Here is a 22,945-nt window from a genome sequence, read left to right on the forward strand (position 1 = left end):
ATGGCTCCTTCTGCGGTTGACGGGTTGGTCAGGCGGCCAGCGTGGCGACGACGTCGGGCACGCCCGCGCCGGTGAGTGCGACGGGTTGGTAGCCCTCGCGCAGCAGCAGGGTCGCGGCGATGGCGGCGCGGCGGCCGGAGCCGCAGGCGACCAGCACCGGGCGGCCGCGGTCCAGTTCGGCGGGGATGCCTTCGGTGACGAGGTCGGGCAGGAACCGCCGCACCGTGCCGTCGAGGGACACGGCGGCCTGCTCGCTGGGCATGCGGACGTCGAGCACCTGCGCTCTGTCGGCCCTCACCCGGTCGGTGAACGCCGGAAGGTCGAGCAGCTCGAAGTTCGCCGATGCGGCGCCGCCGAGCTCGTAGACGACTCCGCGGACGGTGTCGATGCCGATCTGCGCCAGCTGGGTGACCGCCTCGGTCACGTCCTGACCGCGCTGTGCCGCCAGCACGATGGGTTCCTGGTAGGGCAGCAGCCATCCGGCCCAGGAGCCGAAGTCGATGCCCAGCTCGATGCCGATCGCGCCCGCCAGGTGCCCCGCCGCGAGGGCAGCGCGCGGCCGGATGTCGACCACATGCGCGCCGGCGGGCACGTCGTCCAGGGCCAGCTCCGCGACGGTCATCGCAGGCATGGGCGGCACGCCGAGCGTGTTCGCCGGTCCCATGTGCTGGTAGAAGGCCGGGATCGGCATCGGCGCGGCCATCAGCCGCCGGGCGAAGTCCTCGGCGTCGCCGACCGCGAGCAGCGGGTTGGTGTCGACCTCCGCGCCGATGGTGGAGGTGTACCGGCCCGCGCCCGAGGAGGTGCAGAACGAGCCCTCACCGTGGGTCGGCAGCAGTTGGACGTCGCGGGGCAGGCCTGCCAGGCGGTGCAGCGAGCCGTACTGCAACTTCGCGAGCGTGTGGGCGCGCGGTGCGCCGAGCAGGTCGGGGCGTCCGGCGGAGGCCACGAGCAGGCTGCCGCCGGAGAACACGGCCACCGGCTCTCCGTCGATGAGCACGAGGTAGCTGGTGTGCTCCGGGGTGTGGCCGGGGGTGTGGATCGGGCGCAGGTTCAGGCCCCGCCCGCCCTTGATGTCCTCCAGGTGGAAGGCGGGGGTATGCGGATAGGCGGCCGCTGCGGCTGCGGGCAGTACCAGCTCGGCACCGGTGCGCAGGGCGGCCTGCTCGCCGCCGGAGACGTAGTCGTTGTGCAGGTGGGTCTCCAGCACGAACCGCAGCTGCACGTCGCGTTCGGCGGCCGTGGCCAGGAATCGGTCGATGTCGCGCTGCGGGTCCACGAGGACGCCCCGGCCCTCGTGCGTGAGTAGGTAGGTCTGGTCGCCCAGTCCGGGCGTCCGGAACGAGATGATCTCCATTGCTCCTCCTTCGATTAGATACCCCAGGGGGTATGTAACCAGCAGATTTCCGTTACCTTGAATACCCCCGGGGGTATCTATCGAGCCGAAAGAAGCCGACACCGAGCCCGGTGTCGGCTAGTGGATCAGGCCAGAGCCAGGAACAGCTTCTCCAGCTCGTCCTCGTTCATCGGCGGCTGCTCGCCGCGCTCGCGGGCACGCTGGCAGTGCCGCAGGCCGGAGGCGACCAGCTTGAACCCCGCCCGGTCCAGTGCCTTCGACACCGCGGCGAGCTGGGTGAGCACCTTCTCGCACTCCTCACCCTCCTCGATCATCGAGATCACGCTGGCCAACTGGCCCTGGGCACGCTTGAGTCGGTTCAGGGCGTCGCCCGCGAGTGCTTCGTTCAACCGCATCACCCGAACATACCCCCAGGGGTATGACGCCGCCAACTCTTCTGCGGACCGGCGACGGGCCTGCAGCTACGGCGGGCTATGCGATGGCGGCCAGGAGGCCGCCCACGATGCAGCCGATCCCGCCGCTCCGCGCTCCGGCTCCGGTGACGTGCTGGGCGGTCTCGAAGTCTCCGCGGCGTGCTGCCTCAAGCACCGTGGCTGAATCGGCGGCGGCGGGGGTCACCTGCGGCGGGCGGGGGCCTGAGGGCGTTGAGGCCGCCCGCCGGTTAAGTTGCCGACATCGTGTCGGTAAGATGCCGACATGATGTCAGTAAAGTGTGCTGGACGGTGCCTGTGTTCCTAGCCGTCCGCGAGCTCCGCTTCGCCCGTGCCCGCTTCACGCTGATGGGCGCCGTCATCACCCTCATCGCCGTGCTCATGGTTCTGCTCTCCGGCCTGTCCCACGGCCTGGTCCGCGACGGCGTGTCCGGGCTGCAAGAACTGCCGGTCACTTCGCTCGCCTTCAGCCACGGCGTCGCGCGCGACGCCGCATTCACCCGCAGCGTCATCAGCCTCGACACGGTGGAAAGCTGGTCCCGGCAGCCCGGTGTCACCCAGGCCGCCCCCTTCGGCAGCGCCCTCATCAACGCCCGCAGCAGCTCCGGTGTCGAAATCGACCTCGCGCTGTTCGGGGTCGAGCCCGGCTCCTTCCTCGCGCCGAAGGCCGCCACCGGATCCCCGCTGGGCACCGCCGACGGCATCGTGGTCAGCCGCACCGCCGCCGACGCCGGCCTGCGGCTCGGTGACACCGTGACCGTGGACCGGCTCGGCACCCGACTTACCGTCGTCGGCGTACTGGCCGAACAGCACACCTTCGGCCACGTCGACGTCGCGTACCTGCCACTGGCCGCATGGCAGGCGATCCATGCAGGAGCAGGGCCCGGCGAGCCCGTCCCCGACCGGGCCCGCCAGGAGATCACCGCGGTCGCGGTCCGGGGCACCGGCGTCGACCTCGCCGCGGGCGACGCCGCCGCGGGCACCGAAAGCATGACCCTGTCCGAGTCGTACGGCGCCTCACCCGGCTACACCGCCGAAACGTCGACGCTCACCCTCATCCAGTTCTTCCTCTACCTCATCTGCGCACTCGTCGCAGGAGCGTTCTTCACCGTCTGGACCATCCAGCGCAAACACGAACTCGCCGTGCTGCGCGCCCTCGGCGCGCCCATCGGCTACCTGCTACGCGACGGGCTGGCGCAGGCAATGGTGCTGCTACTGGCTGCGGCCACCGTCGGCATCGGCGCCGGAATCGGGCTCGGCTCCCTCGTCGGTGAAGGAGTCCCGTTCGCACTGGACGTTCAGGCCGTCACGGTCGCCGCCGCGCTACTGGTAGGCCTGGGCCTCACCGGAGCCGCAGTGGCCATCGCCCGCATCGCCGCGGTCGACCCCGCGACCGCACTGGGAGGAAACCGATGAACACCCACACCGAGACCACCCGGCAAGCCTCCCGCCCCGACACTCCTGGCCCCGCGCACCAGGACGGCCTGATCATGCGGGACGTGACCATGCTGCTCGGCGACGGCGAGGACACCGTACGCGCCCTTGACAGCGTCCACCTGACCGTGGCCGCGGGCGAATTCGCGGCCATCGTCGGCCCCTCCGGATCCGGCAAGTCCAGTCTGCTGGCGGTGGCCGGCGGGCTGGCCGCGCCGGACTCGGGGACGGTGACCATCGCCGGACGGCCGATGACGGCAGCTTCCCGCCGCGCCCGCACCGCGCTGCGGCGCGACCTGGTGGGCTTCGTCTTCCAGTCCGGCAACCTGCTGCCCGCGCTGACCGCCATCGACCAGCTGCGCCTGCCGACCCGATTCGCGTCACCAGGCGCGGTCGGGCGCGACCCGATGGACCTGCTGACCGAGGTCGGCATGGCCGGCAAAGCCGACCGGCGGCCCCACCAGCTCTCCGGTGGCGAACGCCAGCGAGTCGGCATAGCCCGCGCGCTGGTCACCGGGCCGCGACTGCTGCTGGTCGACGAGCCCACCGCGGCGCTCGACCAGGCGCGCAGCCGCGACATCGTGCAGATGCTCGCCCGGGAGACCCGCCAGCACGCAGTCGCCACGGTGATGGTCACCCACGACACCGAGGTCCTGCAGTACTGCGACTCCGTCTACGAGATGATGGACGGTGCACTGAGCAAGAAATGACCGCAGGGAGGGCGCGTGCCGAAGATTCAGGCGGCCACGGTCGCCGAGCACCGCTCGCTGCAGCGCCGCGCTCTGCTCGACGCCGCCCGCGACATCCTCGCCTCCGGAGAACCCGAATCGCCGAGCCTGTCCGCTGTCGCGCAGCGGGCAGGCCTGGCGCGATCCAGCGTCTACCAATACTTCAGATCACGCGAAGACCTGCTCGAAGCCGTCATCGCCGACATGTTCCCCCGCTGGTCGGGCTTCGTCGCCCAGCGCATGAACAGTGCGACGGCCGCAGCCGAGCAGGTCCTGGCGTACGCCGACGCCAACTTGGAACTGGTCGCCCAAGGCGAACACGCCGTCATGCGCGGCCTGGCCATGGCCGCACCAGGCGCAGCGCTGGCCGAATCCAGCAAGGTACTGCACGAGCAGCTGCGCGTACCGCTCGTCGAGGCGCTCACCCGATCAGGAGCAACGCAGCCACAGCACATGGCCGAGCTGATCCAGGCAGTGGTGCGGGCAGGATCCCAGATGATCGAAAACGGGGTGCCGTCGGACGACGTTCGAGACCTCGTCAAACAGATGCTCGAGCCGTACCTGCGCGCTTCCGGCATGCCCCGGTTCGAAAAGTAGCCCTGGCCGCCTCCGCCCAGCGCCCCGTCGGCGCTCATGTCGTACCGCCGCTGCTGGGACCGATCGTGGTGGCCATATGGCCAGCGCGATCTCCTGACATCTCGCCTCGCGTCAGCGGTCGACCCGCTGTCGTCGGCGATCGGCGGTGGGCAGTGCCGGGGAGGAGCAATCACCCTGCGTCCCGCAGCCAGCGGGCAACGGGAGTCCGCCGATCATCACATCGACGCGGACAGCAGATCGCACACAGACGTCGGCGTCGCCGGCTGCGACGACAGCTCCTGGGCGACCCGCACCCAGCCTCCGCTGTCCACCGTGCACCAGCCGGCGCGCGAGTTCGGCCGCGACGCGGCCGAACTCGTCCACTGCCGGCTCCTCGGCGAGCATGACCTGCCGCGTAGCGTCATGCTGACTCCCCGGTCGTCTGGCGGCACTCCGTCTGAACCGCCGGGCAGCGCCCACCGGCGGCCCTCACGACCCCTGGCGACAAACGATGCGTGAAACGACGCAAAATCCAGAACGGGCGAGCGCTGTCGCGAGCCTGCGGACACGATGAATCCGTGGCCGACGCAACCGCGGTCCGCCAGCCAGCTTTCGGGAGGCCGTCATGGGCATCGAGGAGAAGATCAGCAACCTCACCCGCCGGTACGCGGGACGTTCGATGGAACTTGTCGGAAAGATCTCGCACAACACGCGATGGCAGCTCGCGGGCTACACCATCTGGTTGACCGCCTGCGACGACGCGGCGCGCGAAAAGGCCAAGGACCAGGCCAAGGCGATGGAGGCGGTATCGGCCTACCTGCCGGCATTCCCATCGGGGCCGCAGCCTTTCGGCGCGTCCGTCGCCTCGCTCGATACCGCCGACCTCGGTCGACCGCTCACCAGCCCGAAGATCGACGCCTGGCCCGACGTGCAGGGCGTGCCGGACGGTCCGGCAGGGCGATGACTGCCTCGCGCAGCGCCCCCGGCGACGACGACACCGCCCGCCCGCCGGGCGTCCTGGAGAACGTGTGGGACTGTCCGCGACCACTTGGTGCCGCTGACCGACTCGCGTACGTCGTGCCGGGCCCACAGCCGCCGGAACTCTGCGCTGCGGATGCTCAGCTCGCCGATGATCACGGTGGCGCGGGGATGGGTGGGGTCAGGATCGCTGATGTCCGACTATGGAATCAGCAACGGTACGTGGTGGTCGTCGAGTTCGGCCGGACAGCTCGCAGATCGCACATGGTCAATGGCGGTGTCGTACATGGAGGTGTCGCCGCCTACCCACAGGCAATGCTTCCGGTGTAGCGTCACTCGCTGGAAGCTTTTGTCAGCGCGGCTGCATCAACGTCGTCTGTGAGCGTGGGCCTGCGGCAGCTGCTTTCAAGGCTGCCGATCAGTCAATCGGCTGGCCTCAGGCCGGCACGGCCCGATCTGGCGCCACCCGAACGGCTCGGTTCCTGCCACGGCTGGGAGGTATGACGGTGCGATACGTCCTGCTCGGATGCGTCGTGTGTCTCGGTGTGGTGTTCGCGGTCTCCGCGATCAGCAAGCTTCGCAGTCGGGCCTCGTACGCGGCCTTCGTCGCCTCGACGCGCGAGCTGCTGCCACGAGCCTGGCCGCCGGCGGCTCATGTCGCACTGATCGTGGTCGTCGCTGAAGTGGTGATCGTGCCGCTGTTGTTCTCGGCGCCGACGGCGGGACTGACCGTTGCCGCCGTGCTCCTGCTCGCCTTCAGCGGCGCCATCGTGCTGGCGGTGCGACGGGGTGTGCGCACGTCCTGTCGCTGCTTCGGCTCGTCGACAAAGCCATTGGCTCGGATGCACGCTCTGCGCAGCGGTGTTCTTGCCGCGCTGGCGGTCACCGGGGCTGTCCTGGCCGGGCCGGTGGGGGCCGCGAACATCATCACCGGGCTGCATCCCGCCGGTACGGCGACCACCGTGCTGGCCGCGGGGGTCTTCGCGGCTCTCATGATCATGTTTGATGACCTGGTCGGACTCTTCGCGCCCACGGCCACCCCGGCCGCACGGGCGAGCATGCCTGCCGCTGTCGGGCAACGGCGCACTTCGGAAGAGATCTGAATCCCGATACCGGGTGCCGATCTTGCGGTGGACGGACTCGTTGACCTTATCCCGGAGAGTCGGGCTGACCTGGCCGTTGAGCTCCTGTGCGGCCCTTGCGAAGTCGAACCCCGACGGCCGGCACACCAGCACACATGGCCGGCCGCCCCCTCGCCGCGAAAGCCGTGAGCCGTGCCTCCGGCAGCGTGGTGGGGCGGAGTACACGCCGCCACCACGCCGTACCCCGGCTAGTTGCAGTTGTAGTAGTTGCTGGCGCAGCCGTTGTAGACCTTGTAGCAGTTGTACCCGTCGTAGGCGTAGCAGTAGCGGTAACCCTGCGTCCGTGTCCCGCTGCAGTAGCAGCCGGTCACGTAGCACGGCGGGCACGCCGCTGCCGCGTCGGCCTTCGGCACGACGAAGGCGGTCATGCGGTCGCTGATACGCTCGATCAGCTTGATCATTGAAGCTCCTTCCGTTCGGGTGGCTGACGCTAACGCCGCGGCGTACATGAACCGTCCGATCGTGCTACGCATCGAGGAATGTATCTGTTTTGTAGGTCGCGGCGGCATGCTGGGCCGATGTGGACCATCGCCGGTGCGGGATTGCTGATCGTCACCGTCTGCGTCGTGCTGGTGATCCGGCGGATGCGCGGGCGGCTGACCGTGGTGAGGGTCCACGGCCAGAGCATGACGCCGGCGCTGCACCCGGGCGACCGCGTGCTCGTCCGCCGCACTGGCCTTGACGGCGTACGCAACGGTGACGTGGTCATGGTGGCGCGCCCGTCGCCGGCGGACAGCGCCACCTGGACCGTGCCGGGCGTGGCGAAGTCCGCCGTCGTCGCCGATGACGCCTGGGCCGGCGCGACCGGCGACTGGCTGATCAAGCGGGTGGTCGCCGTCCCGGGCGACGAGGTGCCGCGGGAGACGGTGGAGGCGCTGCGCCACACCGCCGACCAGGCGGTGCCCCCCGGCCGGTTCGTCGCGGTCGGCGACAACGCCGAGCTCAGCTTCGACTCCCGGACCTGCGGTTACTTCACCGACGAGCAGCTGTGGGGCCTGGTGGTCAAGCGGCTCGAACCGGTCGTGCCACCGCGTGCCTAGTATCGACCTTGGCAACGTGATCGGGAGGCGTGAATGGGTTGGGAGTTCCGCCTGCTCGGCCCGTTGGAACTCAGGCGGGACGGGGCCGCCGTCGCCGCGGGCTCGGTCAAACAGCGGATGCTGCTCGCCTCGCTGCTGCTCGACGCCAACCGAGTCGTGTCCGTGGACCGCCTCGTCGCGACCCTGTGGGAACGCGATCCGCCCACCTCGGCCGTCGCGAACATCCGCACCTACGCCTCGCAGCTGCGCCTGACGCTGACCGACGGCAACGGTGACAGCCGGCTCGCCGGCCGCCCGCCCGGCTATCTGCTGACGGCGGCCGACGATGAGCTCGACCTCGCTGTCTTCACCCAGCGCGCGGCGGCCGGGCGGGCCGCGATGAGTCGTGGTGAACTGCGGCAGGCGGTCAGCGCCTTCCGGGAGGCGCTGGCGCCATGGCGGGGCGCGGCGGGCGTGGACACCTGCCGGTCCGGCCTGCTCGCGACGCGCCTTGCCGGGCTGGACCAGCAGCGGCTCACCGTCATCGAGGAGTTGGTCGCGGCCCGGCAGCAGCTTGGCGAGAACGCGCAGCTCATCCCGGAACTGCGGCAGCTCACTTACGAGCACCCGCTCCGGGAGCAGCTCTGGCAGCAGCTCATCGTCTCCCTCTACCGTGCTGGCGACATCGCGGGTGCCCTGGACGCCTACGGGCAGGCCCGCTCCGCGCTCGTGCGCGATCTCGGCGTCGACCCCGGTTCGGAGCTGTCCGCCCTCTACCAGGCTGTGCTCAGCCGCGACCCGACGCTCCTGCCGGAGTCGAGGGCCGCCGACCGGACGGAGATCCGCCCGCGCGAGCTCCCCTCGGACGTGGCGCGCCTCGTGGGGCGGGACCGAGAGGTCGCGATGGCGACAGGCGCGCTGGCGGACGTGTCGGCCATCGCCTTCTACGGCGACGGCGGCGTCGGCAAGTCGGCTCTCGCAGTCCATGTCGCCCACGAGATGGCACCGTCGTTTCCCGACGGTCAGATCTATGTGGACCTGGGCGGATCCGGCACGCAGCCCCAGGCGGCCGTGGACGTGCTGCGACGGGTCATCCGGACGCTCGGTGTACCGGCCGATCAGATGCCGCAGAGTGAGGCGGAGGCGTCGGCTCGCTACCGGTCATTCGTGGTGGAGCGCCAGATGCTCGTGCTGCTGGACAACGCGACCAGCGCGGAGCAGGTCCGCCCGCTGCTGGTCGGCGGGGGCGGCACGGTAGTCATGATCACCAGCCGGCGGATGCTCGCGACGATCGACCGCGCCGTACACATCGAGGTGAACCGCCTCACCGAGCAGGCCGCGGCGCAGTTGCTGGCGGCGGTGTGCGGACCCGAGCGCATCGCGGCCGAGCCGGCGGAGACCGCGCGCCTGACGGTGCTCTGCGACCGGTCGCCGCTCGCCCTGCGCATCGCCGGCGCCCGTCTCGCCGCCCGGCCGCTGTGGAGCATCGGCGAGCTGGTCCGGCAACTCTCCGACGAGCGGAGCCGGCTCGATATGCTCGCCTTGGGCGATCTGGCCGTCCGCTCCAGTATCGAGCTGAGCTTCCGTGCGGTCGGCGGCGACGCCGCGACCCTGCTCGGGCTGCTCGGCCTGGTCCGCATCAACGAGTTCACGCTCACCGCGGTCGCCGCCCTGGGTGACCTGTCGTCCGCGCAGGCGGCGCCGGCCTTCGACCAGCTGATCGAGCAGCGCCTGGTCGAGCAGATCACGCCCGGCCGGTTCCGGATCGGCGATCTGGTCCGGCTGTTCGCCCGCGACCTCGCCGTCGCGGGCCGTCCCGAGGCGCTGCACCGCCTGCTGTGCTTCTATCTCTGCACGGCACGCCGGGCCTGGGAACTGGTACACCCGGCGTTCCGGCCAGCCCGCGACGACGGGTTCTTCGAGACCGTCCCACGGCTGGAGTTCGCCGACGCGCAAGCGGCGACGGCGTGGCTGGATCAGGAGCGGGCCAACCTGCTGACGCTGGCGCGCCAGGTGGCCGACGAGCCCGCCGCCGTCGCCCGCTTCGTGCCGCTCTTGCTCTCCTGCCTGCACCAGTATCTCGCGGCCGACGACAGCTGGGACGACCTGGACGAGCTGGCCCGGCTGTCGCGGGCCGTCGCCGTGCGTGATGCCGCCTGGCATGCCGAGGCGGAGGCGATGGTCTGCCTCGCCGCCGTCTGCCGGGCCCGCGGCATGTTCGGCCAGGCCATCGCCTATCTGGAGCGGGCGGGCGATCTGCGGCGCCGCTTCGGCGACGAGACCGGCGTCGCCGACTGCCTGACGGCGCTGGGTCAGACGCTGATCCGCTCGGGTGACCTCGGGACGGGACTGACCCGGCTCCAGGACGGCGCGGCGCTCTACGACCGGCACGGCCTGCGGCCGGCGGCGAGCCACGCGCTGCACGAGGCCGGGGAGGTCCTGTGCCGCCTGGGTCGTTACGCCGAGGCGGAGACCTCGTTCGAGCAGGCGCTGGCTGTCCGCCGGGCCGAGCGGGACCTCACCGGCGAGGCGATCACCCTGGCCGCGATGGGCATCACCGACTGCCTGCGCGGCAGCGATCAGCGCGCCGTGGGCAGGCTGACCGATGCGCTCGCCCGGTGCCGGGCCACCGCGGCACACCGCCACAGCTGGCAGGCGCTGATGTGGCGCGCCGCGGCGCACCAGCGGCTGGGGCAGAGCAGCGAGATGGCGGCCGATCTGCGGTCGGCCTGGGACCTGTCGCGGTCGTACGGGGACGGGAACCGCGAACGTTTCGCCGCCATGCTGCTGGAGCAGCTCAGCGGGGGCGACGAGGGCGACCTGAAGCACCGCGTGGCGGCCGAGTTCCTGTTCTAATCGCCGCGGCCCGCCGGCTCCGACAGCTGGTAGCCGGTGGCCTGCAACTGGAACAGTTGCGCGTAGGCGCCGTCGGCGGCCATCAGCGTCACGTGGTCCCCCTGCTCGGCGACGACCCCGTCGGCGAGCACGACGATGCTGTCGGCGTCGCGCAGCGAGCCGAGCCGGTGGGAGATGAGCAGGCTCGTCCGGTCCGCCCGGTGCTCCCGCAGCCGCTGGTGCACCTCGAACTCGGCCTGGGCGTCGAGGCCCGCGCTCGGCTCGTCGAGGATCATCAGGTCCCGCTTGTCCCGCAGGAACGCGCGGGCCAGCGCCAGCCGTTGCCACTGCCCGCCGGAGAAGCGGACGCCGGTCTCGGGATCGCCCTGGTCGGACTCGCCGAAGAACATCCGGCTCAGCATCGTGTCGTACCCTCGGGGCAGCGCCTCGACCGCGGCGTGAACGCCCGCCCGCTGCGCCGCGGCGACGAGCACCGGCCGGTCGTCGATGCTCGCGACGTCGCCGAGCCCGATGTTGTCGGCGGCGGTGAGGTCATAGCTCATGTAGTCCTGGAACACGGCGCCGATGCGCGCGCGCAACTCCGTGATCTCCACGTCGCGCAGGTCCACGCCGTCCCATGTGATGGTGCCGCGGTCGGGGTCGTAGAACCGGCAGACCAGCTTCACCAGGGTGCTCTTGCCTGCGCCGTTGAGGCCGACGAGCCCGACCGTCGTGCCGTGCGGAATGATCAGGTTCACCCCGCGCAGCACCCACGGGTGCTCGTCGCTGTAGCGGAACCACACGTCGCGCAGCTCGATGCCGCGCCGCAGCGCGGGAAGTGCGCGGGGGTCGGTGCTCAGCGGCAGGTCCGGCGCGGCGTCGACGACCATCGCGTAGTGGTGGAAGACGGTGAGCTGCTGGTGCGTGTGGGCCACCGACACGATCAGCTGCTGCATCGCGCCCAGGACGCCCGGCACGACGACGAGGAACATGGCGACGTCGCCGACCGTGAGCGCCCCTGCCTGCGCCTGCCGAGCGGCCCAGACCAGGCCCGCTCCGGCGACGATCGCGCTCAGCGCGGCGAGCCCGCCCTGGGTGATCAGCTCGCGGCGGTCCATCCGGCGCTTGGCCCCGAACACCTCCCGCAGTTCGGCCAGCATCCGCCCGCGCAGGAAGCCGCCGGTGCCGAACAACCGGATCTCCTTGGCGGCGTCGACGCTGCCGAGGAGGTTGCGGTAGAAGAACTCGCGCCGCTCGGTCGGGCCCAGGTCCCAGATCATCGCCGCCCGCCGCCGGGAGAGCTGCAGCTCCAGTAGGAGTGTCGGCACCGCCGTCGCGAGGACCGCCAGCGTCATGACGGGGCTGATCACGGCGAGCGAGCCGAGGAAGCCGAGCAGTGTCAGCACACCCCGGGTCACGCCGAGGGAGCCGTCGACCACCTGACCCGGTGCGGCGGCGCCCTGCTGCGCGAGCCGGAGCCGGTCCAGGAAGGCGGGGTTCTCGAAGTAGGCCAGCCCGCTGAAGCGGTCCACCGCGCGGTAGAGCTCATCCTGCGCCAACAGGGCGACGCGCTGGTCGAGCTGCGTCCGCAGGTACTGGGTCAGCTGGGGAAACGCCGCGGTGGCGAGGCCCGCGACCGCGAGACCGCAGGCGACCGCCGTGACCTCGGCCGGCGCCCCGCCGGTGGTGATCAGGTCGAGCAGCGTCTTGGTGAGCCAGGCGGCGGCCACCGGCACCGCCGCCCCGGCGAGGGTGCAGACGGCGTACGAGGCGGTGGTGGCGGCGGCCCCTCGGCGGGCGATGACGGCCGCGAGCCTGCCCGCGCGCAGCAGCTCCCGGCGGCTGGGCGGGGCGGCCGCGGTGAACTCGGTCGTCATACTGCGGCGGGCCGGGGCAGCCCGGACAGCATGGAGCCGCTCGCCACCATCGTCCCGTCGGCGGAGACGAGGCCGACCGCGGGGAAGCCCTTCACGCCGAAGGCGGCCGCGACCGGCCCTTCGTCCTTCTCCAGCACCACCCGTGCCACGTCGGACAGCTGCTCCACGGTCGCGGTCGCCTCGGCGGCCACATCGGCGACGACGACGGCGAAGACCCGGTCCCGGCCACCGAGCTCGGCGGCGTAGGCGACGAACTCGGGCAGGCGCTCGCGGCAGGGCGCGCAGCCGGGCGAGAAGAAGCCGACGAGTGTCCCGTCGGCGAACGAGGCGGTGGAGACCGCCTCGCCGGCGATGGTCACGGCTGAGAAGGAGCCGATCTGCGCGCCCGCCGGGAGGATCAGGTCCGTGGCCGTGGGGCCGGTCGGCATCTTGGACAGCAGCGCGGTGTGCTCGCGCAGGCGGCGGATCATGCCGAAGGCCAGGAGCAGATTGAGCAGGCAGATGGTGGTGACGACGGCGAGAGCGATCCATAGGTATGCCATCCGCGCAGGCTAGCCAGCACGGATACAAGCGACATACAAATCTGATCCAGGTGTGACGATGTTCAGTCCACATTGGCCGCTCCGCCCCGGTAGGATTCAGGTTGGTTGATCAATCGAGGGTTGGTGCAAGGTTGTCCCTGCGGTTTCGGTGTCTCGGCTCACTGGATATCCGCTGCGCGCACGAGTGGCGAACGGTCGCCGGGGGCAAGGCGCGAACACTGCTCGCCATCCTCATGATCCATGCCGGCGAGCCGGTCCCGGTCGGCCGCCTCATCGACGAGCTCTGGTGCGGCACTCCGCCGGCCTCGGCGCGGTCGCTGCTGCGCGGCTATGTCCTGTCGCTGCGGCGAGCCATCGGCCCCGACGGCACGGCGGTCCTCACCGCCGAGGCCAACGCCTACCGCCTCCAGACGGGCCGTGAGTCCGTGGACGCGCACCGGTTCGAGCAGCTCGCCGTGGACGGCCAGGGGGCGCTGCGAGCCGGTGACGTCGACCGGGCGGCCCGCCTCCTCGGTGCGGCCCTGACCCTGTGGCGCGGCCCGGCCTTCACCGCGGTGGCCACCTCGCCGCTCATCGCGGCCTACGCGTCCCGCCTGCACGAGCTGCACCTCGCCGCGCTGGAAGCCCGGATGGAGACGGACCTGCTCGCCGGGCGGGCGGAGGAGCTCCTCGGCCCGCTGCGCCAGCTCATGCAGGAGCATCCCGCACGGGAGCGGATCACCGCCCTGTGGATGCGGGCGCTCAACGCCCAGGGGCGGCGGGCGGAGGCACTCAACTCCTACGTGGATGCACGGCGCAGGCTGGCCGAGGAGTTCGGCATCGAACCGGGACCGCACCTGCGGCAGGCCCATCGCGACATCCTCGCCGAGAACGGCGCCGACGATCCGCCCGTCTCGGACCCGGTGTCGGCCCAGTCGGCCGCCGGCCGAAAGCAGCCCGGTGCGACCCGCGACGCGCCGTGGCAGGCGCCGGCCTCCATCGGCGACTTCACCGGGCGGGACGCGGAGCTCACCTGCTGCCTGAAGGTTCTCGACCAGGAACCGGGCACCGCGATGCACCTGGTCGCGATCTCCGGCCGGGCCGGAGTGGGCAAGACCACGCTCACCACGCGCCTCGCCCACCTGCTGCGCGACACCTACCCGGACGGCCAGCTCTACGCCGACCTGCACGGCGACAGCACGGAGCCGACCGCACCGGGCGAGGTGCTCGGACGCTTCCTGCGGGCGCTGGGCGTCCAGGGATCGGAGATGCCGGAGACCACGGACGAACGCTCGGCCCTGCTGCGTAGCCGGCTGGCCGGGAGCAGGCTGCTGATGCTGCTGGACAACGCCGCCGGCGAGCAGCAGGTCCGGCCGCTGCTGCCCGGCGCCGGCCCCAGCGCCGCCGTCGTGGTGAGCCGCCGACGGCTCTCCGCACTGGATGTCAGCCACTTCGTCGACCTGGAAGTCTTCAACCCGGCCTGCGCACTGAGCCTGCTGGAGCAGATAGCCGGCGCCGAACGAGTCAACGCCGAACCGGCCGCCGCCAGCGCGCTGACCGCATTGTGCGGCCACCTTCCGCTCGCCGTGCGCATCGCCGCCGCCCGCGTCTCGGCGTCGCCCGGGACGTCGATGTCGTGGCTCGTCCAGCAGCTCATGGACGAGCGAAGCAGGCTCGACGAGCTCAGCATCGGCGACCTCGACGTGCGCACCACCATCGCCGCCGGATACCAGGGCCTGTCCGCCGTGGAGCAACGGACGCTGTGCCGGCTGGCCCTGCTCGACGCCGCCGACTTCCCGGCCTGGGCGGTGGCCGCGGCCGCCGATCTCACGACGGCTGAGAACCGCCAGGTGCTGCGCGCCCTGGTCGACCGGCGCCTGCTGGACGAGGTCCGCGTCGACCATGCCGGCCAGCTGCGCTACGGACTCCACTGCCTGGTCCGGATCTTCGCGCGAGAGCCGGCCCGGCAGGAGCCACCGGCAGCACAGCTCGCGGTGATCGAGCGTGCGCTGGACAGCTGGCTGACACTGGCCCAGACCGCCAGTGCTGCGCTGGCGGCCGCGACCCTGGCCGACATCCGGCCGCCCCGCCCGATCACTGCCCGCGGCGACGGGGTCGAAGCCGCCGCCGGCTCCCCAGCGGCGTGGTTCGAGGCGGAACGCGCGGCCATCGCCGCGGCGGTGGCGCAGGCGGCCAGACTCGGCCGGGCCGACCTGTCGTGGGGACTCGCCGCGGCGACACACAGCTTCTACGAGCTGCGTGACCTGTTCGACTACGGCCAGCAAGCCCACGAGACCGCACTCGCCGCCTGCCGTACCGCCGGTGACCAGCTCGGCGAGGCGGTCATGCTGCGCGACCTCGCGGACCTCTACAGTTCCAAACCCGGCTCCGACATCGGGCGCAAGCTCGAGCTCGCCGCCGCCGCACTGCGTCTGTTCCAACAGGTACGCCACACTCAGGGCGAAGCCGACGCGCTCTACCTGTGCGCGACGGTGCATCGGATGCGCGGCGACCACGCCGAGGCGGTCGCGCGGCTGGAGGAGAGCCTCCAGGCTTGCCGCTCAGCGGACTATCACCTCGGCGAGCTGCACGTCTGGCAGCTACTCGGCATCGTGCGCCGGCAGGAGGGGCGCAACGACGAGGCGCTCACCTACGCCACCCGGGCCCTGACCATCGCCCGGGACCTGGGCAGCTCCCGGGATCAGAGCGTCGCGCTGGGCCTGATCGGCATCATCCGGCGCGACCAGGACGAGCCCGACCAGGCCGAGCAGGCGCTGGTGGCGGCGATTGCCATCGCCGAGGAGTCCGGGGATCCGGTGCAGCTGGCCTTCCTGCACGGGCACCTCGGCGCGCTCTATGTCGGCAGCGGGCACCCGCGGGCGCGGCCGGTCCTCGAACGCGGGCTGGAGCTGAGCAGAGCGAGCCGGTCCGTGTTCGGGCAGGCGCTGGCGCTCAACGCGCTCGGCCGGCTCGATCTCGCCGACGGCGACGCGGCCGCGGCACTGGACCGCCTCGGCACATCGGCACAGCTCTACCGCGCGGCGCAGAACACCTACGCCGAGGCCAAGGCCCTCGCCGTCCTCGCGGAGGCTCATCGTCTGGTCGGCGACGCCGAGCAGGCACGGTCCAGTGCCCGCGCCGCCGTGCTGCTCTTCCGGCAGCTGGGCAACGAGACCGAGGCCGACCAGACGGCGCTGCTCGCGGTTGACCGGTAGCGGATGGACCTGCGCCCACGATCGCGCCGCACTCTCCTCGCCGGTCATTCCGGCGGCGTGGTCAGGAGCAGGCACGAACGCCAATCTCCCGACCCGGTCAGGGGTGGGAAAAGAGTCGCGGGATTAGGAACGAACTGGTCCTAATCGTCCTCTAGCGTGCTGGGTATGAGAATTCTGATCGCCGGATCGACCGGCACCGTGACCCGTGCCTTCCGCTGCCTGAGTAGGGCGACGGTCCACGCGATCTCACCCGAGGTTCACGTCTGCGGATCATCGCCGGTGAGCGACCAGGCCCAGCCCGGGTCGGCGTCCAGCGCCTCGGGCTCGGCCAGCGTCGCCTCGTATGCGGCGCGATCGAAGGTGTACGGTCCGATCGGCAGTTCACCCCACTGCTTGCGGTGAGGCTGGACGAATGCCGACCAGACGACAGTGTCCTCGTCGACCCGGATCATGGCCAGCAGCGGCCAGCACTCCCAGTCCCCGCACGAGGCGCAGCCCAACAGGGGCACCCGGCCATCCCACAGGCCCTGCGAGCGGCGATGGTCGTCGTCCGGCTCGCCGAACAGCAACCGCGACGGCGTAGCCAGCTCGGACGCCCACAGATCGCAGTGCTGATCGAGCACGAACCGCCACCTCAGTTCGGGGTGGTCCTCGCTGGACAGCTCTGCCAGCCAAAGATCGCGAGTCGCCTCTGCCGCGAGCAGCCGCAGGTCGTCGCCGTTGACTCGGATACCCCAGCGCCGTCGGGAGGCACCCGGACGACGCGCGCGGTTGGGGTGGGTAAAGAACGCGACCTCATCCACCCGGCAAGCGAACCAGCCCCGTCAGGTCTCTGTCGACCTGAATCGCAGTCGGCAGTGCACATGGTGGCGCCCGAGCAGCTCGAGGCACGGGACCGGCCACCCATGTCGCGACAGGAAGGATCACGAGACGCGGCCTGATGCATGGTGATCAGGTCGCCGGGGCTCGGTGGCTTCAGGCGGCGGAGTCGGATGCGGTCCGCCCGCCGGGTGTGGCAACCTGTCGCCCACAGCGGCATGAGCCCGGATCTCGGAGCGGTTCACCACGCTCGGGAGCGTCACCGCCACCATGCTCGGCAAACGCAGGAAGAGAGATGGCCATGGATGGCAAGAGCTACGCGGCGGCCACCGAGGTGTGCGCGCGGCTCGCCGGCAGGCTGTCCGACGACGCCCTTGGCGCCGTCCGCGATCAATACGCCGCGGGCGAGTGGGCGCTGGCCGACGACACGCTGCTGCTCAATCTTGCGTACGAGAACGTCGGCGTCACCAGCCGGGAGCGGGACCTGATCCGCTCCTTTCTCGGCGACCCGGACAGTCCGGATCTGCGCGAAGTGGGTGTCGTGGCCGAGCCGCCGCTGCCGTACCGGTTCACCGCGACCGGCCCGGCGCGCGGACCCGACCCGGCCCGGGCGGACGTGCTGCTATCCGCCGAAACCGAACGCCACCGCGCTCTGGGCCTGTATCGCGCCTGGCGCGAGCCCCTTGACGGAGCGCCGGACGGAGCGACGTGGGTGTACGTGCTGCGGGTGGCCGAGGACGCGGACGAGCTCAAGACATTCTCGGCCGTGACCTCCCGGCTGTGGACCGGACTGCAGGAGAAGTGGCAGGTGGAGGTCGTCGCCGCCCTTCCGCTGCTGGCTTACCAGGCCGCCGCGCTGGCTGCCGCGCGCCCGGTCCCGAACGGCATGCAGGCCACCTCAGCGGCGGCACGCGGCTGGTGGCTACCGGAAAGCGCTTGCCATAGAATCGTCCCCATCCTGCGAACGGAGGGAAAACCACCCGCGCCGCAAAGTTCACAATAGCTGTCCAATGGGGGCCGGCCGACAGTCGGCCATGGGCGTTTTGCCTTATTCAATGCAACAAAGCTGCAAATCAAGGCCATTGACTGCTATATATACATCTTCCTGTGTTGACGGAAAGCGCATTCCAACACAGGGAGGTCCACAGTGCAGGAAGCGCACGTCCCCCTCCGGCGGAGCAGGCGCACCCGCAGCGCCCTGGCCGCCGCCGTCAGCGTCACCGTCACGGCGCTGGTCCTGACCATCGGCGCGGCGGCCAACGCGGCCACGCTGCTCGCCGACGACTTCAACGATGGCAACGCCACCGGCTGGAGCACCTCGGGCGGCAGCTGGTCGGTGTCGGCCGGCGCCTACTCCCAGTCGAGCACCGGCGCGAGCGCCAAGGCCCTGTCCGGCTCGACGTCGTGGTCCACCGCCACGGTGTCGGCCAAGGTCCGCGCCAACACGTTCAGCAGCTCGGCCTCGCGGGGCATCGGCGTCGCCGCGCGCGTACAGAGCACGTCGAACTTCTACGCCCTCGTGCTCACCCCCACCGCCGTCCAGATCCGCAAGGGCAGCACCACCACGCTGGCCACCGCGCCGTTCTCCGCGGCGGCCGGCACCTGGTACACCCTGTCGCTGAGCGCGACCGGCAGCTCGCTGGTCGGCTCGGTCAACGGCAGCCAGGTGGTGTCGGTCTCGGACGGTTCGTACGCGACCGGCCGTGCCGGTCTGCTCGCCAACTACACCGCGGGCTCGTTCGACGACGTGCTGGCGACCGACGCGGCCGGCCCGAGCCCGTCGACGCCGCCGACCACGCCCGCTTCGCCACCGGCGTCACCGCCCGCCTCACCCTCCGCGCCGCCGTCGCCGAGCACCAGCCCACCGCCGCCCCCGGGCGGGATCGTCGGCTGGGCCACGCAGGCCGGCGGCACCACCGGCGGCGCGGGCGGGGCCACCGTCACCGTGAGCACCTGGGCCGACCTGCGGACCCAGGCCCAGGCCGCGGGCACCCGGACGATCCTGGTCAACGGCATGCTCAGCGGATCGGGCACCATCGAGGTCACCGCGAACAAGACCATCCAGGGTGTCGGCGCGAACTCCGGGATCTCGGGGACCACCCTCAACATCGAGGACATGCACCCGGCCAACGTGATCATCCAGAACCTGAACATCCGCGGGGTGCCCGGCGGCGACGCGATCCAGATCGAGAACGCCACCCACATCTGGATCGACCACAACACCATGTCCAGCACCATCGAGAGCGACGTCGACTTCTACGACGGGATGGTCGACATCACGCACGCCGGCGACTACATCACGGTGTCGTGGAACATCCTGCGCAACCACTGGAAGAACTCGCTGGTCGGGCACTCTGACGGCAACTCCGGTGAGGACGTCGGCCACCTGCGGATCACGTACCACCACAACTGGTTCGACCGGACCTTCGAACGCAACCCGCGGGTGCGCTTCGGCGAGACGGTCCACGTCTACAACAACTACTACTCCAACATCGACAACAACTCGTCGTCGTACGGCATCGCCTCGACCATGAACGCCGGGGTGCTCGTCGAGGGCAACGTGTTCGAGAACGTGGTGCAGGCGTGCTGGTCGGCCAGCGGCTACGCCGACTCCGACCCGGGCCGCCTGGTGGCCCGTGACAACCTGCTCACCGCGTCCGGTCCGTGCGAGACCAACGGCTCCGTCGCCGCCGTGCCCTACGGCTACACCGCCCAGAGCTCCACCACGGTCAAGTCTTCCGTGACCGCCGGCGCAGGCGCAGGCAAGCTCTGATGAAAGGAAGGGCACCTTCACAACGCTATGCGTTGTAGAAGGTGCCCTTCCTTCGCTTGGGCTCAGTGCGCTCCGGTGACGGGGCAGCGGCCGGTCGGGGCGAGCCGGGCGCGCAGGCCCGCCGGGGCGAGCCGGCCGTGGAACCGGGGAGCCGCCGAGGCGGCGTTCGGCGACTCGACGGTGTACGCCTGGGCCAGTCGCGAGGTGGTCAGGGTGAGCTGGCGCATCGCCAGGGCCGAGCCGACGCAGACCCGGGGCCCGGCGCCGAACGGCAGGTAGGCCATCCGGGGCGCGGGCCGCCCGGTCAGCCACCGGCCGGGGTCGAACTCGTCCGGGCGCTCCCACCAGCGCGGATCGCGGTGGATCAGGTACGGGTTCAGCAGCACCTCGTCGCCGGGGTTCAGCGGCCAGTCGGCGAGTGTCGTGGGAGTGCGCGCGGTGCGGGTCATCAGCCACACCGGCGGATACAGCCGCAGCACCTCCTTGACCACCGCCTCGGCCAGCGGCAGCCGGGCCGCGGGCAGCGCGTCGCCCGCCTCGGCGCGCAGGTCGGCGACCAGTTCGGGCCGCAGCGCCAGCTCGCGCACGATGGACACGATCGCGGCCGCGGGGATGCCGTGCCCGCCCATGAGGATGCCGCGCAGCGTGGCCATCACCGTGCCGTCGGGCATCGCCGGGTCGGCGTCGAGCATGAAGTCCAGCAGGTCGCGCGGCGTCGCCGGCCGGATGTCGGCGCGCCGCCGCCGGACCAGGCCGGTCAGCGTGCGCACGGTGTGCCGGTGCACCCGGAAGAAGCGGCGGTGCCGGGGCAGCGGCAGCCAGGCCGGGAACTGGTACGACGACGCGGTGAACGGCTCGGTGATGTCGAGGTTGTCGGCGAGCAGCTCCGGCAGTCCCGCCGCGTCGCGGCCGAAGCAGTATTCGGCGACGGCGTACGCGGTGAATGCGCGGGCCAGCGGGAGGACGTCGACCTCGGCTGCGGTGGCGGGCCGGGCGAGTTCGTCGAGGAGCTCGACGGTGCGGGCGTCGGCGGCAGCGGCGGCGGTGTGGTTCAGCCCCGGCCACACCGTACGGCGCGCGGACATCCAGGCTCCGGCCTCGGCGGCGGCGTCACCCAGGTCGGGCCGGGCGTCGAACGGCGCGAGTTCGGTCAGGAAGTCGGTGTTGGTGCGGGCGAGCACGTCGTGGGCCGTGCCGGGATCGGTGACGAAGACCGTGCGCTCGTCGAAGGCGAACACGTCGCCGTACTCGCCGTGGGTGCGGCGCAGGAAGCCGATGCGGTCGTCGTCGTAGGCGGGCGTGTTTCCCATCAGCCAGTGCCCGCGCGGCCCCGGTGGCCGGTTGCGCTGCTCGGCCTCTGCCATCGGGGTCTCCAGCGGTCGCAGGTCCCCGGATCGAGGTCCTGCGACCGGGGTTTCGGGAGTTGGTCGGCCTACTCGGGGTAGTTGTAGAACCAGTACGGGTACCGGCCGCTGACCTGGGACCTGCCCATCAGGCGAGCGGCGACGTGGCGGAGCGCACGCACCATGGAGAACCTCCTATATAGAGAGGTGTGTATTGCTGTGCATCGTTTCACGCGCGGCGACCGGGCGCAACGGGCTCGGCGGCCGGTCTGTTGTGCCTGTTCATCGAACAGCGAGGCGGCCCACCCGACGTCGTTCACGCGGCGGCCGCGGGCCGCGTCCACGGCCAGGGCAGCGCGCCGAGCGCCGCGTCGACCAGCAGCCGTTCGACGTCGCGCAGGAAGCGCTCGGCCACGTCCGGGGGCAGGTGGGCGGTGTCGCCGGTGACGGCCAGGCCCATCCCGCCGGGCGCGTCGATCACCTCCACCCGCATCAGCCAGGTGAACGTGTCCAGTCCCTCGGCGACCGCGAAGCCGCTCCGCGCCACGGCGGCCCGCAGCGCGGCCTCGTCGAGGTCCTCGCCGGACGCCTCGGCCTCGGGCGCGAGGCGGATGTCGTTGAAATAGCAGTGCTTGTTGACCCCCCTGGCGTACGGCAGCCCAGCGGCCTCGTGCGCCGCCGCCATCCGCTCGGGGTCGTAGTAGGCGTGCCGGTAGGCCTCGACGGCCGCGTGCCAGACCCGGGGCAGCGCGGCGTTGAACGACGGCCGGTCCGCGAGGTCGATCACCAGCAGGCCGAGCTGGTTGAGCTTCGAGATCGCCTCCCGGTACTCGTCGGCCGAGCGGTTGTTGACCATCGTGTAGATCCCGCAGGTGTCCTGGCCGGACCAGGCCGAGATGACCCCGGCGACCGCGGCGAGCAGCACCGTCGAGCTGGACACCCGCTCGCGCCGCGCCACGGCCCGCGCGGCCGCGTCGGCGGCCTGCGATGTCAGCACGCAGCGCTGGAAACGGGGCGACTGGACTGGTCCGACGGCGGGCAGGGTGTCGGCGGGCAGCCGGTGGTGGCTGTCGAGCCAGTAGCGCACGGCCCGCTCGCAGCGCCGCCGCAAGCGCTCGCCGTCCTCCAGCCGGGCGATGTCGGCCGACTGCGCGGGCGGCGCGGCGGGCGCCTCGCCGCGTACCAGCAGCAGGCGCAGGTCCCGGAGCACGAGTTCGGCGGCCCGGAAGTCGACGGTCGTGTGGCTCAGCACGACGACGATCTGCTGCACCTGTTCGTTCGCCACCAGCAGGGCGAACCGCTGGGGCCACTCCCGGTCGTGCTCGAACGGGTTGGCGGCCAGCTCGGTGGCCACCTGCTGGGCGAGCGCCGCGCCGCCGTCGCCGCGCGGTTCGGCCAGCGGGATCACCAGCACCGGCTGCTCGCCGGAATCGGCAACGACCTGGCGCAGCTGCCCGCCGACCTCCTGCACACGGGTGCGCAGCGAGCTGTGCCGGGAGACTAGGGCCCCCACCGCGCGCAGTGCCGTCGGCACGTCGAGCACGGTCCGGCGGGGTGCGGCGACGACCCGGCGCAGGCTGAACATGGCGTGGCTGGCGCCGTGGCGGCGGATCGCGATCCACAGCGCGCGCTGGCCCCAGGTGAGCGGCGCGCCCGGGTCGGCCGGCCCGGCGAAGGGGGCGGTCGCCTGCGTGGCGTACGCGATCATGGCGGCCGGTGCCGCGGCGACGGTGGAGCGGCCGTGGGTGGACATCATGACAGCGTAGGGCGTCGATGGCGGAAAGCGCTTTCCTCCGTTCGGCCGATCCCTGGCCGCCGCCCCCCGATGCAGACTCGGGTCGACACATGCGGGCGAGATGCCGATCCCCGCTCCAGGTCGCGTTAGGAGACGTTCTCC

Annotated in this window: 19 protein-coding genes and 1 pseudogene; 11 read left to right on the forward strand and 9 right to left on the reverse strand. The window is 71.4% G+C overall.

The window, feature by feature from the left end:
• Positions 1-28: 28 nt before the first annotated feature.
• On the reverse strand, positions 29-1,357 hold the full coding sequence (locus Cco03nite_RS30395; RefSeq protein WP_203696323.1) for an MBL fold metallo-hydrolase: 1,329 nt from the start codon (positions 1,355-1,357) through the stop codon (positions 29-31).
• Positions 1,358-1,482: 125 nt separating this feature from the next.
• On the reverse strand, positions 1,483-1,752 hold the full coding sequence (locus Cco03nite_RS30400; RefSeq protein WP_203696325.1) for a metal-sensitive transcriptional regulator: 270 nt from the start codon (positions 1,750-1,752) through the stop codon (positions 1,483-1,485).
• A 327-nt stretch (positions 1,753-2,079) separates the two neighbouring features.
• Here Cco03nite_RS30400 and Cco03nite_RS30405 point away from each other — a divergent pair, with 327 nt between their 5' ends.
• The 5 genes from Cco03nite_RS30405 to Cco03nite_RS30425 all read left to right on the forward strand — a co-directional run bounded on the left by Cco03nite_RS30405 (position 2,080) and on the right by Cco03nite_RS30425 (position 5,490).
• Positions 2,080-3,204 (forward strand): ABC transporter permease, encoded by a 1,125-nt coding sequence (locus Cco03nite_RS30405; RefSeq protein ID WP_239167786.1) that lies wholly within the window; start codon positions 2,080-2,082, stop codon positions 3,202-3,204.
• Positions 3,201-3,932 (forward strand): ABC transporter ATP-binding protein, encoded by a 732-nt coding sequence (locus Cco03nite_RS30410; protein ID WP_203696327.1) that lies wholly within the window; start codon positions 3,201-3,203, stop codon positions 3,930-3,932. The genes Cco03nite_RS30405 and Cco03nite_RS30410 overlap by 4 nt, the downstream gene beginning before the upstream one ends.
• Before the next feature lie 15 nt (positions 3,933-3,947).
• Positions 3,948-4,547 carry a TetR/AcrR family transcriptional regulator gene (locus Cco03nite_RS30415; RefSeq protein WP_203696329.1) on the forward strand — a complete coding sequence of 200 codons (600 nt, stop codon included), beginning with the start codon at positions 3,948-3,950 and terminating at the stop codon, positions 4,545-4,547.
• Between the two features lie 36 nt (positions 4,548-4,583).
• The gene (locus tag Cco03nite_RS30420; RefSeq protein ID WP_239167787.1) at positions 4,584-5,045 is read left to right on the forward strand and encodes a substrate-binding domain-containing protein; all 462 of its coding nucleotides are present in this window, start codon (positions 4,584-4,586) and stop codon (positions 5,043-5,045) included.
• A 106-nt stretch (positions 5,046-5,151) separates the two neighbouring features.
• Positions 5,152-5,490 carry a hypothetical protein gene (locus Cco03nite_RS30425; protein WP_203696331.1) on the forward strand — a complete coding sequence of 113 codons (339 nt, stop codon included), beginning with the start codon at positions 5,152-5,154 and terminating at the stop codon, positions 5,488-5,490.
• A gap of 92 nt (positions 5,491-5,582) precedes the next feature.
• On the opposite strand, the pseudogene Cco03nite_RS42965 reads toward Cco03nite_RS30425, so the two are convergent.
• Positions 5,583-5,699, reverse strand: a pseudogene (locus tag Cco03nite_RS42965) (MmyB family transcriptional regulator); the annotation flags it as partial.
• Between the two features lie 311 nt (positions 5,700-6,010).
• On the opposite strand from Cco03nite_RS42965, the gene Cco03nite_RS30435 reads away from it, so the two are divergent.
• Entirely contained in the window at positions 6,011-6,607 is a 597-nt protein-coding gene (locus tag Cco03nite_RS30435) for a MauE/DoxX family redox-associated membrane protein (RefSeq protein WP_203696332.1), read from the forward strand.
• 227 nt (positions 6,608-6,834) lie between these two features.
• Here the strand turns inward: Cco03nite_RS30435 and Cco03nite_RS30440 are convergent, their stop codons facing one another.
• The gene (locus Cco03nite_RS30440) at positions 6,835-7,047 is read right to left on the reverse strand and encodes a hypothetical protein (RefSeq protein ID WP_166379032.1); all 213 of its coding nucleotides are present in this window, start codon (positions 7,045-7,047) and stop codon (positions 6,835-6,837) included.
• A gap of 117 nt (positions 7,048-7,164) precedes the next feature.
• On the opposite strand from Cco03nite_RS30440, the gene Cco03nite_RS30445 reads away from it, so the two are divergent.
• Both Cco03nite_RS30445 and Cco03nite_RS30450 read left to right on the forward strand, forming a co-directional pair.
• Positions 7,165-7,686 carry a S26 family signal peptidase gene (locus tag Cco03nite_RS30445; RefSeq protein ID WP_203696334.1) on the forward strand — a complete coding sequence of 174 codons (522 nt, stop codon included), beginning with the start codon at positions 7,165-7,167 and terminating at the stop codon, positions 7,684-7,686.
• A gap of 33 nt (positions 7,687-7,719) precedes the next feature.
• A complete protein-coding gene (locus tag Cco03nite_RS30450) occupies positions 7,720-10,521 on the forward strand; it encodes an AfsR/SARP family transcriptional regulator (RefSeq protein ID WP_203696336.1) in 2,802 nt (933 codons plus the stop codon).
• Here Cco03nite_RS30450 and Cco03nite_RS30455 read toward each other — a convergent pair.
• Both Cco03nite_RS30455 and Cco03nite_RS30460 read right to left on the reverse strand, forming a co-directional pair.
• Entirely contained in the window at positions 10,518-12,377 is a 1,860-nt protein-coding gene (locus tag Cco03nite_RS30455; protein WP_203696338.1) for an ABC transporter ATP-binding protein, read from the reverse strand. The two genes, Cco03nite_RS30450 and Cco03nite_RS30455, sit on opposite strands and share 4 nt — an antisense overlap.
• Entirely contained in the window at positions 12,374-12,919 is a 546-nt protein-coding gene (locus tag Cco03nite_RS30460) for a TlpA family protein disulfide reductase (RefSeq protein WP_203696340.1), read from the reverse strand. The genes Cco03nite_RS30455 and Cco03nite_RS30460 overlap by 4 nt, the downstream gene beginning before the upstream one ends.
• A 233-nt stretch (positions 12,920-13,152) precedes the next feature.
• Between Cco03nite_RS30460 and Cco03nite_RS30465 the strand changes: the two genes are divergently transcribed.
• Positions 13,153-16,113, forward strand: coding sequence for an AfsR/SARP family transcriptional regulator (locus Cco03nite_RS30465; protein ID WP_203696342.1), 2,961 nt, complete (start codon positions 13,153-13,155; stop codon positions 16,111-16,113).
• Positions 16,114-16,370: 257 nt separating this feature from the next.
• On the opposite strand, the gene Cco03nite_RS30470 is transcribed toward Cco03nite_RS30465, so the two are convergent.
• Entirely contained in the window at positions 16,371-16,916 is a 546-nt protein-coding gene (locus Cco03nite_RS30470) for a hypothetical protein (RefSeq protein WP_203696344.1), read from the reverse strand.
• 317 nt (positions 16,917-17,233) lie between these two features.
• Here Cco03nite_RS30470 and Cco03nite_RS30475 point away from each other — a divergent pair, with 317 nt between their 5' ends.
• The gene (locus tag Cco03nite_RS30475; protein WP_203696346.1) at positions 17,234-17,935 is read left to right on the forward strand and encodes a hypothetical protein; all 702 of its coding nucleotides are present in this window, start codon (positions 17,234-17,236) and stop codon (positions 17,933-17,935) included.
• Between the two features lie 144 nt (positions 17,936-18,079).
• Complete coding sequence (locus Cco03nite_RS30480; protein ID WP_239167788.1) at positions 18,080-19,705, forward strand: pectate lyase family protein; 1,626 nt, start codon at positions 18,080-18,082, stop codon at positions 19,703-19,705.
• A gap of 62 nt (positions 19,706-19,767) precedes the next feature.
• Here Cco03nite_RS30480 and Cco03nite_RS30485 read toward each other — a convergent pair whose 3' ends face one another.
• On the reverse strand, positions 19,768-21,069 hold the full coding sequence (locus Cco03nite_RS30485) for a cytochrome P450 (RefSeq protein WP_203696353.1): 1,302 nt from the start codon (positions 21,067-21,069) through the stop codon (positions 19,768-19,770).
• Between the two features lie 295 nt (positions 21,070-21,364).
• Entirely contained in the window at positions 21,365-22,801 is a 1,437-nt protein-coding gene (locus Cco03nite_RS30490) for a condensation domain-containing protein (RefSeq protein WP_203696355.1), read from the reverse strand.
• Between the last annotated feature and the right edge of the window lie 144 nt (positions 22,802-22,945).

The organism is Catellatospora coxensis, from assembly GCF_016862635.1.
GTDB lineage: Bacteria > Actinomycetota > Actinomycetes > Mycobacteriales > Micromonosporaceae > Catellatospora > Catellatospora coxensis.

Excerpts from the sequence above, each read along its gene's own strand:
- Cco03nite_RS30395 (WP_203696323.1), bottom strand. The coding sequence starts at position 1,357 with ATGGAGATCATCTCGTTCCGGACGCCCGGACTGGGCGACCAGACCTAC.
- Cco03nite_RS30400 (WP_203696325.1), bottom strand. The coding sequence starts at position 1,752 with ATGCGGTTGAACGAAGCACTCGCGGGCGACGCCCTGAACCGACTCAAG.
- Cco03nite_RS30410 (WP_203696327.1), top strand. The coding sequence starts at position 3,201 with ATGAACACCCACACCGAGACCACCCGGCAAGCCTCCCGCCCCGACACT.
- Cco03nite_RS30420 (WP_239167787.1), top strand. The coding sequence starts at position 4,584 with ATGTCGTACCGCCGCTGCTGGGACCGATCGTGGTGGCCATATGGCCAG.
- Cco03nite_RS30425 (WP_203696331.1), top strand. The coding sequence starts at position 5,152 with ATGGGCATCGAGGAGAAGATCAGCAACCTCACCCGCCGGTACGCGGGA.
- Cco03nite_RS30440 (WP_166379032.1), bottom strand. The coding sequence starts at position 7,047 with ATGATCAAGCTGATCGAGCGTATCAGCGACCGCATGACCGCCTTCGTC.
- Cco03nite_RS30445 (WP_203696334.1), top strand. The coding sequence starts at position 7,165 with ATGTGGACCATCGCCGGTGCGGGATTGCTGATCGTCACCGTCTGCGTC.
- Cco03nite_RS30450 (WP_203696336.1), top strand. The coding sequence starts at position 7,720 with ATGGGTTGGGAGTTCCGCCTGCTCGGCCCGTTGGAACTCAGGCGGGAC.
- Cco03nite_RS30455 (WP_203696338.1), bottom strand. The coding sequence starts at position 12,377 with ATGACGACCGAGTTCACCGCGGCCGCCCCGCCCAGCCGCCGGGAGCTG.
- Cco03nite_RS30460 (WP_203696340.1), bottom strand. The coding sequence starts at position 12,919 with ATGGCATACCTATGGATCGCTCTCGCCGTCGTCACCACCATCTGCCTG.
- Cco03nite_RS30465 (WP_203696342.1), top strand. The coding sequence starts at position 13,153 with ATGATCCATGCCGGCGAGCCGGTCCCGGTCGGCCGCCTCATCGACGAG.
- Cco03nite_RS30475 (WP_203696346.1), top strand. The coding sequence starts at position 17,234 with ATGGATGGCAAGAGCTACGCGGCGGCCACCGAGGTGTGCGCGCGGCTC.
- Cco03nite_RS30485 (WP_203696353.1), bottom strand. The coding sequence starts at position 21,069 with ATGGCAGAGGCCGAGCAGCGCAACCGGCCACCGGGGCCGCGCGGGCAC.
- Cco03nite_RS30490 (WP_203696355.1), bottom strand. The coding sequence starts at position 22,801 with ATGTCCACCCACGGCCGCTCCACCGTCGCCGCGGCACCGGCCGCCATG.